The organism is Salinarchaeum sp. Harcht-Bsk1, assembly GCF_000403645.1.
Lineage (GTDB): Archaea > Halobacteriota > Halobacteria > Halobacteriales > Salinarchaeaceae > Salinarchaeum.
In genome coordinates, this window is record NC_021313.1 from 368891 (window position 1) to 381350 (window position 12460).

General features: G+C 66.3%; 11 protein-coding genes. 6 read left to right on the forward strand and 5 right to left on the reverse strand.

The window, feature by feature from the left end; translation table 11 throughout:
- Positions 1-12: 12 nt before the first annotated feature.
- From L593_RS01835 to ahaH, 3 genes are read right to left on the reverse strand one after another with little or no spacing between them, the layout of a single operon-like run.
- Entirely contained in the window at positions 13-273 is a 261-nt protein-coding gene (locus tag L593_RS01835; RefSeq protein WP_020445209.1) for an A-type ATP synthase subunit K, read from the reverse strand.
- Between the two features lie 12 nt (positions 274-285).
- Complete coding sequence (locus L593_RS01840) at positions 286-2475, reverse strand: V-type ATP synthase subunit I (RefSeq protein WP_236608593.1); 2190 nt, start codon at positions 2473-2475, stop codon at positions 286-288.
- Positions 2476-2479: 4 nt separating this feature from the next.
- Positions 2480-2812: an ATP synthase archaeal subunit H gene (gene ahaH, locus L593_RS01845; RefSeq protein ID WP_020445211.1), complete on the reverse strand. Its 333-nt coding sequence runs from the start codon at positions 2810-2812 to the stop codon at positions 2480-2482.
- Positions 2813-2924: 112 nt separating this feature from the next.
- On the opposite strand from ahaH, the gene L593_RS01850 reads away from it, so the two are divergent.
- Complete coding sequence (locus L593_RS01850; RefSeq protein ID WP_020445212.1) at positions 2925-3545, forward strand: methyltransferase domain-containing protein; 621 nt, start codon at positions 2925-2927, stop codon at positions 3543-3545.
- Positions 3546-3668: 123 nt separating this feature from the next.
- On the opposite strand, the gene L593_RS01855 is transcribed toward L593_RS01850, so the two are convergent.
- Positions 3669-4919 carry a hypothetical protein gene (locus L593_RS01855; protein WP_049893768.1) on the reverse strand — a complete coding sequence of 417 codons (1251 nt, stop codon included), beginning with the start codon at positions 4917-4919 and terminating at the stop codon, positions 3669-3671.
- 187 nt (positions 4920-5106) lie between these two features.
- Between L593_RS01855 and L593_RS01860 the strand changes: the two genes are divergently transcribed.
- From L593_RS01860 to L593_RS01875, 4 genes are all read left to right on the forward strand, one after another.
- Complete coding sequence (locus L593_RS01860; protein ID WP_020445214.1) at positions 5107-6321, forward strand: hypothetical protein; 1215 nt, start codon at positions 5107-5109, stop codon at positions 6319-6321.
- A 150-nt stretch (positions 6322-6471) separates the two neighbouring features.
- Positions 6472-7275: an electron transfer flavoprotein subunit beta/FixA family protein gene (locus tag L593_RS01865; protein ID WP_020445215.1), complete on the forward strand. Its 804-nt coding sequence runs from the start codon at positions 6472-6474 to the stop codon at positions 7273-7275.
- Positions 7272-8246 carry an electron transfer flavoprotein subunit alpha/FixB family protein gene (locus L593_RS01870; protein WP_020445216.1) on the forward strand — a complete coding sequence of 325 codons (975 nt, stop codon included), beginning with the start codon at positions 7272-7274 and terminating at the stop codon, positions 8244-8246. The genes L593_RS01865 and L593_RS01870 overlap by 4 nt, the downstream gene beginning before the upstream one ends.
- A 115-nt stretch (positions 8247-8361) precedes the next feature.
- Complete coding sequence (locus L593_RS01875) at positions 8362-9204, forward strand: polyprenyl synthetase family protein (protein WP_020445217.1); 843 nt, start codon at positions 8362-8364, stop codon at positions 9202-9204.
- Positions 9205-9305: 101 nt separating this feature from the next.
- Here the strand turns inward: L593_RS01875 and L593_RS01880 are convergent, their stop codons facing one another.
- The gene (locus L593_RS01880; RefSeq protein WP_020445218.1) at positions 9306-10394 is read right to left on the reverse strand and encodes a DUF373 family protein; all 1089 of its coding nucleotides are present in this window, start codon (positions 10392-10394) and stop codon (positions 9306-9308) included.
- A gap of 323 nt (positions 10395-10717) precedes the next feature.
- On the opposite strand from L593_RS01880, the gene thsA reads away from it, so the two are divergent.
- Entirely contained in the window at positions 10718-12274 is a 1557-nt protein-coding gene (thsA, locus tag L593_RS01885) for a thermosome subunit alpha (RefSeq protein WP_020445219.1), read from the forward strand.
- Positions 12275-12460: the final 186 nt, after the last annotated feature.

Consider the following 12460-nt stretch of genomic DNA (forward strand, 5'->3'; position numbering starts at 1 on the left):
GGAAGAGGACGGCTATACGACGAAGATGGTGACCAGCGCGATGATGATCAGCGTCTCCGGAAGTGCCGTGAAGATCAGCCCAGGGACGAGGTTGTCGTCGTCCTCGGCGACGGCACCGACGGCGGCCGACCCGATCCCACGCTGGGCGTACCCGGTACCGATCGCGGCCAGGCCGACGGCAATGGCCGCTGCACCGGAGTTGTTCAGCATGAGCTTCTGGATGCCTTCCTGCTGCAGTACGATACTCGCCGTGTCTGCTGCAATGTCGAACATTGTTGAGTTTAGTTAATCCTCTGTGGTGTTGTCTCGATCGTAACCGAACGGGTCGAATCTCTTCCCACTGCCCTCATAAAACTTCCCAAAGAACTCGACGTACTCCAGGCGAACCGCCTGAATCATGGCGCTCACGCCGATCGCGAGTACGACGAGATGGCCGATTAGCAGCACGAGCAGCCCGCCGATCTGGCCGGCGAGGCCGGTGTGGTAGAGCCCGGAGAACACCATCTCCGCGCCCTCGTGCGTCTCGACGTAGTGGGGGCCGTGATCGATGAGGTAGTGGTAGGCACCTTTCTCGTCCTGATACGCGCCAAAGTACAGCATGTTCACGACCAGTGCCATCCCGGCCTTCGAGAGCAGTACTGCAGTTAGCCGGGTGTAGGATAGCGTGTGCGCGAACGGCTGTGCGACCTCCGGCAGCTCGTAGACGGGACCCACGATCAGCAGGGCGATCCCGAGTGCGAGCAGCCCGAGTCCGAGGAAGCCCACCGTGGGCGAGAATCCTGCGAACCCGAACGCGAACGGCTCGCCGTCGAAGGTGGCGAAGAGGAGCTCCGGCTTGGTGCCCTCCAGGTGAGTGCTGAACACCCACAGCCAGATGCCCGTCAGCATCGCGATCCACGAACCCGATTCGAGGACGGCGTCCGTCAGGCCGTGGAGCGTGTAGTTGTCGACGAAGTCGAGCGCCCACCCGATCGTGAGGTGGACCCAGCCGGCGAGGACCGCGACGACGAGCCAGCCCGTTGCCCACTCGCCGTAGCTCAGTCCCTTCCGGAGCGGCGGGTGGCCGCCCCAGATCCACTCGCCGAGCTGGTGAAGCCCGAATATCTCGCCGTAGAACACGCCGAAGGCGATCGTGAGAATGCCGGCCCAGACGACGACCACGCCGAACTGCTGGATGGCGTCGCTGTCGAACCGGCGCATGGCGAACAGCCCTATCAGGGCGTAAATCACGCCGTAGCCGACGTCCCCGATCATGAAGCCGAAGAAGACGGGGAACGTCAGGAAGAGCACGATCGTGGGGTCGAGTTCGCCGTAGTTCGGGCGACCGACGGCCTGGACGAGCACCTCGAACGGCGTCGTCGGTTCGGGGTTGCGCTGGACGGTCGGCGGGTCGTCCCGAACGGTGACGACACCGCCGTCCGCCGCGACTTGCTCGTCGGATTCCTCGGCCGCGTCTGCCGTCGTTTCCGCACCGGCGGACGCGCCGGCGGTTGCCACACCGTCGCCGCCGGACTCCTCGGCGACGTCGTCGTGGTGAGCGACCTCACCGTGGCGGTCGTACGCCGCACGCTCCAGTTCTTCGAACTCGACGTGGTCACCGACCGCGTCGCGGATGGATGCCTCGACCGTCTCGAGTTCGGCCGTAGGGATCCACCCCTCGGCTACGAAGCTGTTCTCCGTCGTTGCGAAGCGTAGCGGTGCCTCGCCCTTCTGGACCTGGATCGTCAGGTACTCCTCTGCAGCGAGGAGGAAGCCGCCAACCTCGAGTTTCTGCTCCCGGAGTTCGGCGTTGAGGCTCTCGATTTCCGCTTCGAGTCGACGCTTCTCCGTACGGAGATTCTCCACGGCGTCCTCGGGGGAGCCCTCCGAGTCGGGTACCTCGATGCGGGTGAAGTCGACGCCGACGAGTGGATCCGCGGCGGCGTCCTCCATGTCGACCCCCTCTGCAGGGGCGACTGCTGCTGCGACGACCCCGTCCCCGCCGAACAGTTCGACGGCGCGGACGTCGTCGGACGCCTCGTACGCCGACCGGATCGAATCCTCGTCCCCCTCACCGACCACGACTTCGATTGCGTCGTACCCGGTGAGCAGGTCGAGGTCGATTCCGAGTCGGGCAAAGGGCGCCATCGAGCCGATTCGCTCCTCGACGGTCCGAAGCTCCTGACGGAGCTCCTGGCGGCGGTCGTCCAGATCGTTGACGGACGACCTGACCTCTGCGAGGCGCTCGCCGAGCGTCGACGGGTCGAATCCGCGCTCGGGTGGCAGCTCCTCGTCGTCCAGGTCGAGCGTACTCTCGAGTCCGCGGACGGTGACGAGCCGCTCGGAGGCCTCGTCGGCTCCCTCGCTTGGGTCGCCGTTGTCGAAGGCCTCCCAGGACCCGTCGTAGTCCGTGAGGTGAACCCGGTTCAGCTCGTGCAGGGCGTCGATGACCTCGTCCAAGATGGACTTGGAGCCGGTCACCGAGACCTTGCTCATTCGCTCAGGTCTGAGCATGCACCGCCGTCTCTACGAGTTCGAGGACGTCATCGACCACGTCGTCGAGGTGCTCTTCGGCGTCGGCAACGAGCTCCTCCCGGTTGGCGCGGCCGTCCTCGAGAATTTGTTCGCGTTCCTGTTCGATCTCCTCGCGGGCAGCCTCGAGTCGTCGTTCGCGCAGATCGCGCGCCTCCGTCTCCGCTTCTTCACGGATTTCCTCGGCACGCTCGCGGGCTTCCGCGAGGCGCTCCTCGCGATCAGCCTCGGCCTCCGCGACGATATCGTCGGCCTCCCGCTCGGCCTCCTTGACACGTTCGAGAACTTCTGGCCTCGGCATATGCGATACGCAGCGGAGAGTTGTCAGGACCTGCTTAAACCGGTTGCGAAACCGCCCGATGGACGAACGTGCATAGCCAGCGTTATGCCAGCGACGTACGAACCTCCGTCAAATGGGATTCTTAGAGGACAAGGCCCGCGCGCGCCTGTTCTACAAGTACCTCTCGCGGATCTACGATCGAATCAATCCCTACGTCTGGACCGAGACGATGCGCGACGACGCCATCGACCGCTTTGACGTCGACGACGATGACCGGGTGCTCGACGTCGGCTGTGGCACCGGATTCGCGACGCAGGCACTGGTCGAACGGACCGACGACGTCTACGGGCTCGACCAGAGTCCCCACCAGCTCGAACGGGCGCTCGCCAAGCTCGGAGACGACGACCGCGTGGAGTTCCACCTCGGCGACGCCGAGCGGCTTCCCTACGAGACCGACAGCTTCGACGCCGTGTGGTCGTCAGGCTCGATCGAGTACTGGCCCGAACCAGTCCGGACGCTCCGGGAGATGCGGCGCGTCTGCAAACCCGGTGGCACGGTCCTCGTCGTCGGTCCCAACGAGCCGAAATCTCGCATCGGCAAGGCACTTGCGGACGCGATCATGCTCTTCTACGGCGCGGCGGAGGCCGATCGGATGTTCGAGGCCGCTGGCTACGAGTCGGTCGAGCACTGGACGGACGGCCCCTCACACAAGCCGGACGTCGCAGTCATCTCGATGGCGCAGGTGCCCGAGTAACCCCCGACAATCCGTTGCCCGTCCATTCGCTTCTCCCGCTACTGCATCAGATTCCGTCGTTATAGCACCAGGGAACGGCGGGATTCGGGTCCAAGGACGAACGTCGCGTTCCTGACAACGTCGTTACGCCCAGGTCACGGACACGCTCGCCGATGCGTCCCCCGTCGAAACCGATACGTCCGAGCCGTTTCGCGGGAGGACGACCCACGCCGTGCCGTCGGCGTTCGTCTCGCCCACGACGGTGCCCTCGACGGCGAGCGTTACGTTCGACGCTGGTTCTCCACCTTCGGTGACGGTCACGCGTGCGGGGCCGGTGTCGTACGTCGGCCGGACCGAGACGGTCAGATTCCCGGTTTCGTTCGTGCTGGCGGCGCCCACCGGAAGCGTCTCGTCGAGTGCCATCCGCTGGTACTCCCAGAAGACGTTCTCCGAGACGGCGTCGACGTAGCTACGGAGTGCGCCGTGTTCGTAATTCAGCGCACCCTCGCCGAGGACGAGATAGAACTGACCGGAGACGCCCTGGCCAACCGACCCGAAGTCGTAGTTGGACCGGTACACCGGGTACAGCTCCTCGACCGTGAGATCGGCGACCTCCGTCGGTGAGATGCCGCGCTCGGAACCGCCCACGAGCAGGTCGCTCCGATATGCTTCGCGGTGGTACGTGTCACCGTCGATCGTCGACAGAACGGTTCCGTTGGCCGACGCGAACGCGTAGAGCCGCTGTGGGGAACTCGAACCCGTCATCGCGTCGCCGACCTGCTGTCGCACGGGCCCCCGGAGTGCGATGATGTCGCCCCGAAGCGTACCGAGTTCGATCGACGCATCTGACGCCGAGTATACGTCTGCGTGGCCGTCGCTCTGTGGATCGATCGGGTCGATGTCGTCTGCCAACCGTTCGAGTTGTCGCGCCTCCTCGTCGATCGCCCGAAGTTCAGCGAGGAACGTCTGTGTGCTCATTCCACCTCTGAGATACGCTCTCCGTACTTCTTTTTCGCGTGCGTGGAGGCGCTCGATGGATCGGTTCATCCCGCTGACCGTCTCCGCGAGAAGCTGCTGACGTCGGGTATCGTTGTCGGCCTGCGCTAGCTGCGCGTCGAGGAGGTACCGATCGTAAGCGCCGTCGAGACGACTTCCCGATCGATCGACCGAGGCGCGAACGTTCGTATCGACCACCGTCGTTCCTGATCGCAGATCCCCCGGGAGAACGACGCGTTCGGGAAGCGCGAGATCGCCAGGCGCCGGCTGTGGCTGGACGTCCTGGGCCGTATCGTTCTGGCCCGCAGACTGGAGTCCAACCGCCCCAGCGCCCGTCACGATCAGTAGCGCTGCGAGGCAAAGTGCGAGGGGTAGGGAGAGCCGAGTGGAGGGCAGCATGGTCGGCACGTATGTAGACTCCCACTATAAGCTAACCGACGGCGAGTCGAAGCGAGGCTCGACCGAACCCGCACAGACTGTTCACGCCAGAGAGCGGCCACGAGAAGCGTCGAAACCGTTTCAAATGCCCTGAGACGTTTTATCTGGCATAGAAAACATTTTCTCCCCGCATCGTGGAAGCCGTGGTATGCGGACGACCGCTGCCGCCCTGACCTGCTTCCTCCTGGTCGCGGCCCTCACCGGGGCAGCGGCCGTCTCGGGGACGCCCTCCACGCAGGCCCCCGGCGCGAGCGACGCCACGGCCGACCTCGTTGACACCCAACCGGCACAACAGTTCAACGGTTCGAGTCCGGAGACGATCACGATCACCATCCAGAACGACGGTGACGCGCGGTTCGTGCTCTCGAAGACGTTCCCTGCGGGTACTGAGAGTGAACGTGCGGCCTTCGAGCGCCTCGCTCAGGACTTTCAAAGCGGTCAGTACGGTCGACTCGGGTACGGGACCTTCGAGTCGATCGTCGACGACGTCGCCGCCGAAACCGGACGTGAGATGACCCTCACCGACGCTGGGCCCGCGACCACGGTCGACGGTGACGTCGGTCGACTCGAGTACCGGTTCACCTGGACGAACTTCGCACAGGTCAACAGCGACAACGTCACCGTGGGAGACGCGTTTCGGACTGGTGAGGGCCTCTGGCTCGACGGGTTGGGCGACGGCGATCGCCTCGTGATCGAAGCGCCCGACGGATACACCGTCGCGGAGAGCCCCTCCGGACCTGAGATCGTCGACGACTCCCTCATCTGGAGGGGACCGGCGACCTTTGGGCCCGGTGATCTCGAGGCCACCTTCGAGGAGTCCCAGGGCGGATCGGCGTTCCCGATGACGGCGCTGCTGGCCGTCCTCGGCATCGTTCTTGCAGGACTCCTCGCCGTCGTCGGCTGGCGTATCGCCGATCGACAGTCCGACGAGACGTCGATCGGCGACCGGATCGGGACGCTCGTCGCTGCCAGCAGTTCGACGTCGGACGACGAGCGAGACGACGTCCCCGACGCCGAGGGGGGCACGAGCACCGGCGGCTCGGCAGCCTCCGAGGGCACCGCAGTTCCTGCCGACGTGGCCGCTGCATCCGCGGCCGACGAAGCCCCGTCGGCGGACACTGCGAATGGCGAGGAGACGGTCGACCCCGAACTCCTCAGCGACGGGGAGCGCGTCGAACACCTGCTCGAAGCGAACGGGGGACGCATGAAACAGGCGAACATCGTCACGGAGACGGGATGGTCGAACGCGAAAGTCTCCCAGTTGCTCTCGCGACTCGACGAGGAGGACCGCGTCGACAAACTCCGGATCGGTCGCGAGAACCTGATCACGCTGCCGGACGTGGACGTGACTGACGACGAGTAAGCAACAGAACGCGAGTTTACTCAAACCAACCGGGCGATTGTAACGGGCGCAACCCCTCGATATTCCTCGATTTCTCTGCGAAGCGAGAACTCTCGGAGCGTTGCTAGTAGTTCCGCAAGGATTTATCTTGTAACCGGTCCACCATCCAGTATGCAGATTCTGGTCACGGTAAAGGAGGTCGGCCAGCTCGGCGACGAAGTCGTCATCGACGACGGCGACGTCGCCGAATCGGCCCTGGAGTACGACCTGAACGAGTGGGACGAGTACGCGCTCGAGTCCGCCGTCCAGCTCTCCGAAACGCTCGACGACGTCGAGGTCGTGACGGCGACCATCGGCCCGGAGCGCAGCGAGGAGACGATCCGGATGGCGCTCGCGAAGGGCGCAGATCGGGCGGTCCGCATCTGGGACGACGCCATCGCGAACGACGACGGGGACGGACTCCTCGACACGCGCACCCGCGTGGAGCTCCTCTCCGCAGTCGTCGAGCGCGAGGAGCCGGACCTCGTCCTCACGGGCGTCCAGTCCGCAGACGCCACCTTCGGCTCGACGGGCGTCGCGCTCGCAGAGGCCATCGACACCGCGTGGGCAGCGGTCGTCAACGACCTCGAAATCGACGCAGACGCAGGTACGGCCTCCGTCCACCGGGAGCTCGAGGGCGGCATCGAGGAGCTCACCGACGTCGAACTTCCCGCAGTACTGACCATCCAGACCGGGATCAACGAGCCCCGGTACGCGAGCCTTCGGGGGATCCGTCAGGCGCAGTCCAAACCGCTGGACGTCCTGGACCTGGCGGAGCTGGGCGTCCCGGCCGACGCCATCGCTGGCTCCCTGGTGACCACCGCGATGTACGAGCCCGAGTCCAGCAGCGACGCCGAACTCTGGGAGGGCGACGCCGAGGCGACCGCCGGGCAGCTCGCTGACTTCCTGCGGGATTCGGGGGTGATCGAGGGATGAGCGACGTCCTCGCAGTCGCCGAGCATCGACGAGGCGAACTCCGACCGGTCAGCCACGAACTGCTCACCGTCGGTCGCGAGGTCGCAGATGCGAGCGGTGGCGACCTCCACGTCGCCGTCATCAGCGGAACCGTCGAGGAGTACGCAGAGGACCTGAACCGCGAGGGCGTCGACGCGATCCACACGATCGCGAACGGCGAGGAATTCAACCACGACCTCACCGTCGAGAGCCTCGACGCGCTCTGGGCCGACCTCGACGCGACCTACCTCCTCGCGCCGAACTCGGTCAACGGCCTCGACTACGTCCCTGCGATCGCCCAGCGCCTCGACCTCCCGCTCGTCACCGACACGATCGACGTCTCCCTCGACGACGGGCTCGAGGTCACTCGCGAACGGTACGGCTCCAAGGTCGAGACCACGATCGCCGTTGACGTCGAAGCCGAGGGCGGAGCGGTCGTCTCCGTCCGCGACGGCGAGTGGCCGCCAGCCGAGGGCGTCGGCGACGCCGCGATCGAGGCCTTCGATCCTCAGATCGACGAGTCTCGGATCCGCTCGACCGTCACCGGCTTCCAGGAGGTCGGCGCAGGCGACGTCGACATCTCGGAGGCCGACTTCATCGTCTCGATTGGCCGCGGAATCGAGGAAGAAGAGAACATCGAGTTGATCGAGGCCCTCGTGGAGGCCACCGGCGCGACGCTGTCGGCCTCCCGGCCCGTCGTCGACAACGAGTGGCTCCCGAAGAACCGACAGGTCGGACAGTCCGGGAAGACCGTCACGCCGGACGTCTACATCGCGATCGGTATCTCCGGCGCCGTCCAGCACGTGGCCGGGATGAAGGGCTCGGACACGATCGTCGCGATCAACACCGACCCCGACGCCCCCATCTTCGACATCGCTGACTACGGCATCGTCGGCGACCTCTTCGACGTCGTGCCAGCGCTGATCGAGGAGTTCGGCGGCGAGGCGCCCTGACGACTCCGCTTCGGTCCGCAGCCTCCGAGCGGGTCCTGAAGGATAGCAGGTCCCTCGGTCGAGCGCCGATCTCCTTTCGACACTCTCTTGCCTGAATTGCCCCAAGCGACTGTAGATGGAGTTCCTCCAGCGTCGCCGGTCACTCGTGGAGGACCGACTTACCGAGGTCGTCTCGGCGGTCGACCCAGCCGAACTCTCCGCCGAGATGGAGCACGTCGCGCTCGCCGGTGGCAAGCGCGTCCGGCCGATGGTCACGATTCTGGCCTGTGAAGCCGCTGGTGGGGAGCCCGAGGACGCCGTCGAGTTCGGCGTCGGCGTCGAACTCGTCCACAACGCCTCGCTCGTCATCGACGACATCATCGATCGCTCCGAGGTGCGCCGCGGGACCGACAGCGCGTGGTTCGCGTTCGGACACGGTCCGGCGATCGTTGCGAGCGACGGGTTGCTCGGCGAGGCGTTCGCACAGTTCGCCAACGACGGGCAGGCGACGGAAGTCGTGACGGCCGCGATGGTCGAACTCGGCGAGGGCGAGGCAACGGAGCTGCAAGCAATCCCCGACGGCGAGGCGGAATACCTCGAACTCGCTCGCCGAAAGACCGGCGCCCTCTTTCGGGCCGCCGCGGAGCTCGGAGCGATCGCCGCCGACGCCGACCAGGAGGCGATCGACGCCTTCGGCGAGTACGCCGAGCGGGTCGGCGTCGCCTTCCAGATTCGCGACGACGTGCTCGACGCGACGGCAGCCGCGGACGACCTCGGCAAGCCGACGGGCCAGGACGCGGCGATGGACCGCCCGTCGATCGTCCACGTCACCGACCTCGATCCGGAGGCGGCCAACGACCGGGCTCGCGAGGAGGCAGACCTCGCGCTCGCGGCACTCGACCGGGTCGAACTGGAGAACGACACCGCCGAGGGCTACCTCCGGGATCTCGCGGAGTTCGTGGTCGTCCGGGAGCGGTAGCCCCGCGTCACTCACCGCCGACTGCTTTTGCACTGCACTGGCTAGGAAATAGCAACGATTGCGACGAGGATCCGGTGCCGTCGTCGTCCCGAGAATGGTGGCTACGACGCTGGATCTGCGTCGCGTGGGAACCGCGACTCGGCGATGGCGAACGTCAGCGTGCTCGCGACGCCGAGGAAGAAGCCGCCCGCGAGCGCCACGGCGAGGAAGGAGAGGCTCACCTGGTCGATCACGTAGCCACTTGCAGCGTAGAGCACGATCGCGATCGAGCCCACGTAGAAGGGCGCGTTGAGATAGCGCCACTCCATCGTCCCGGCGAGGTATTCGTCGGTGATCTGGCCGAAGCTGGTGGTCAATCCGGCGGCTGCGAACCACGTGATCGCGCCGTAGGCGATCGCAGCGCCGATCTCGATCGCACCGAGCGCGGTGTCACTGTCGGCGCGGGTCGCGTCGAGTTGTTCGAGCCCATTGATGCCACCGACCAACATGATCACCAGGGCCACCATCGTCGTCACGATCGTCACGCGCCCGTCGTAGAGGCCGGTCCGGAGCCGATCCACCGTGCGATCGAGCGTCGAGCCGAGACCGAGCCCGCGGCCGAGGAGGTAGAGCCCGATGAGCCCGCTCGTGAGTCCGAGCACGACGCCGGGCATGTCGAAGTAGCTCGCGACGACCGCGAGCGGGTAGATCATCAGGAGGATTCCGAGGGGAACGAGCAGGGTGCCACGCGTCTCCGGGTCGTCGAGCACCTGTTTGATCGTGTAGTACATCGACTCGAGGTCCTGGGCCTGGCGAACGACGACCCGGCGGACGCCGTCGACCTGCACGCGCGACCGGATCACCGGCATCACGCTCTCGTCCTGGGCGCCGTCGGTGACGACGAGCGCGCGAACCTCCTCGCCCGTCTCGAGGCCGGCGAGAATCTCGTCGACCTCCTCACCGACGCGGCGATTTGCGCGAACGTCGTCGCCGTTCTCGCCAGCGACGGCTGCGACGACGACGGACTCGTCGGTCACCTCCGTGTCGACGTTGACCCCTTTGAAGAGGACGTTCACGTCGGAGTCCTCCGGATCGGCGGTCGCGAGCGCAACCGCTGCCTCTTCGACGCACTCCCGACCGACGACAGGGGTCTCGATCCCGGTCTTCCGGCCGATGTCGTCGTCGAGGTCCACGCAGAGGACCAGCAGCATTGCCAGGTGATTCGTCGTGGCCCCATACAACAGTTCCGGAGGCTTCAGCGCGCGCTGGAGCAAGGAGCGAATCTGCCACGAGTTTCGCCACCGGATCTGCAACGAGTTCCGTCGGAGAATCCGCCACGAGTTTCAGCGCCGAATCAGCCGTTCGCTCCCCCGCACGCCCGCGAAGCGCTGCCGAGTTCCCCTCTTGTACCCGCCGCGTCCGAATCCTGCGATCGCGTCACAGTCGGGCGTCGTGCCACCGAACGAGAAAGATTTATATAGAATTGCTAAGTACATTCTACCGACTCACAATGGCCGAATCACAGCAGCGACGCATGGGCGGACAGCCCCTGTTCATCCTCAACGAGGACAGTTCGCGAACGAGCGGTCGGGACGCCAGGCAGGCAAACATCTCCGCCGGGAAGGCCATCGCAGAGGCCGTCCGGACGACACTCGGCCCGCGCGGCATGGACAAGATGCTCGTCAGCGACGGCGACGTCGTCATCACGAACGACGGCGCCACCATCCTCGAAGAGATGGACATCGAGCATCCCGCCGCGGACATGATCGTCGAGGTCGCCCAGACCCAGCAGGAGGAGGTCGGCGACGGCACGACGACGTCCGCGATCCTGACGGGACGTCTGCTCGCGCAGGCCGAGGACCTCTTCGACGACGACGTCCACCCGACGACGATCGTCGAAGGATACCACGCGGCCGCCGAAATCGCGGCCGAGGCCATCGACGACGTGGCGATCGACGCCGCGATCGACGAGGACGTGCTCCGGACGGTCGCCGAGTCCTCGATGACCGGCAAGGGCACCGGCGGCGTCACCGCCGAATCTCTCGCGAAAGTGGTCGTCGACGCCGTCACGCAGGTACGCGACGGCGACGACGTCTCCCGCGAGAACATCACGGTCCACACGCAGGCCGGGGCCTCCTCTGCCGCCACCGAACTCGTCGAGGGCATCGTCCTCGACGAGGAGGCTGCCCACGGGCAGATGCCCAAGACGGTCGAGGACGCGAGCGTCGCCGTCCTGGACGTCGAACTTGGCGTCCGGACCGGCGACGTCGACGCGGAGTACACCGTCGAGAGCGTCGACCAGCTCACGAAGGCCATGGAAGCCGAGGAAGGCGAACTCCGCAAGCACGTCGAGGCGCTCTCCGACGCCGGCGTCGACGTCGTGTTCACGACGGAAGATATCGACGACCGCGTCGCCGCACAGCTCGGCCGCGCGGGCATCCTCGCCTTCGAGAGCCTCAGCGGCTCCGACGCGACCGCAGTCGCCAACGCCACCGGCGCCTCCCGCGTCGGTGACCTCGACGACCTCGAGGAGCCCGACCTCGGCCACGTCGAGACCGTCCGTGCCGAGACCTACGAGGACGACGAGCTCGCGTTCGTCGAGGGCGGCGCAGCCGCGAAGGCCGTCACCATCTTCTGCCGCGGCGGCACCGAGCACGTCGTCGACGAGGTCGAGCGCGCCATCGAGGACGCGCTGGACGTCGTCACCGCGGCCGCCGAGTCCGGCGAGGTCGTTCCCGGTGCCGGTGCCGCAGAGATCGCCATCGCGGACCGCGTTCGCGAGGAGTCCGCGAGCGTCGAGGGGCGCAAGCAGCTCGCCGTCGACGCCTTCGCCGACGCCATCGACGCCATCCCCCGTACGCTCGCCGAGAACGCTGGCGCCGACCCGATCGACACGCTCGTGGACCTCCGCGCCCTCCACGACTCGGAGGGCCGCGCCGGCCTGATCGCCGAGGACCGCGAAGCGGAGGTCGGTGACCCCGTCGAGCACGGCGTCCTCGACCCCGCCGCCGTCAAGCAGGAGGCCGTCGAGAGCGCGACCGAGGCCGCGACGATGATCGTCCGCATCGACGACGTCATCTCCGCGAGCTAATCGACGTCGTAGCGACCTGCGAGCACTTCGTTTTCGACACCCTCATACGGGTAGCACGGTTCGTACTGGTCCGGTTCCGTTCTTCCCCTCGGGGGCCGACGTCCGGGGGCGACGAGTCGATAGCGCACAGCACGTTCGCCGCGGTCGCTGGCGCCCTGCTCGTTCCGGTCGCGTTCACTCTCGCGG

What these genes read in the sequence shown, in the direction of transcription:
- L593_RS01835 (WP_020445209.1), bottom strand. Translation starts at nt 273, where the DNA reads ATGTTCGACATTGCAGCAGACACGGCGAGTATCGTACTGCAGCAGGAA.
- L593_RS01840 (WP_236608593.1), bottom strand. Translation starts at nt 2,475, where the DNA reads ATGAGCAAGGTCTCGGTGACCGGCTCCAAGTCCATCTTGGACGAGGTC.
- ahaH (WP_020445211.1), bottom strand. Translation starts at nt 2,812, where the DNA reads ATGCCGAGGCCAGAAGTTCTCGAACGTGTCAAGGAGGCCGAGCGGGAG.
- L593_RS01850 (WP_020445212.1), top strand. Translation starts at nt 2,925, where the DNA reads ATGGGATTCTTAGAGGACAAGGCCCGCGCGCGCCTGTTCTACAAGTAC.
- L593_RS01855 (WP_049893768.1), bottom strand. Translation starts at nt 4,919, where the DNA reads ATGCTGCCCTCCACTCGGCTCTCCCTACCCCTCGCACTTTGCCTCGCA.
- L593_RS01860 (WP_020445214.1), top strand. Translation starts at nt 5,107, where the DNA reads ATGCGGACGACCGCTGCCGCCCTGACCTGCTTCCTCCTGGTCGCGGCC.
- L593_RS01865 (WP_020445215.1), top strand. Translation starts at nt 6,472, where the DNA reads ATGCAGATTCTGGTCACGGTAAAGGAGGTCGGCCAGCTCGGCGACGAA.
- L593_RS01870 (WP_020445216.1), top strand. Translation starts at nt 7,272, where the DNA reads ATGAGCGACGTCCTCGCAGTCGCCGAGCATCGACGAGGCGAACTCCGA.
- L593_RS01875 (WP_020445217.1), top strand. Translation starts at nt 8,362, where the DNA reads ATGGAGTTCCTCCAGCGTCGCCGGTCACTCGTGGAGGACCGACTTACC.
- L593_RS01880 (WP_020445218.1), bottom strand. Translation starts at nt 10,394, where the DNA reads ATGCTGCTGGTCCTCTGCGTGGACCTCGACGACGACATCGGCCGGAAG.
- thsA (WP_020445219.1), top strand. Translation starts at nt 10,718, where the DNA reads ATGGGCGGACAGCCCCTGTTCATCCTCAACGAGGACAGTTCGCGAACG.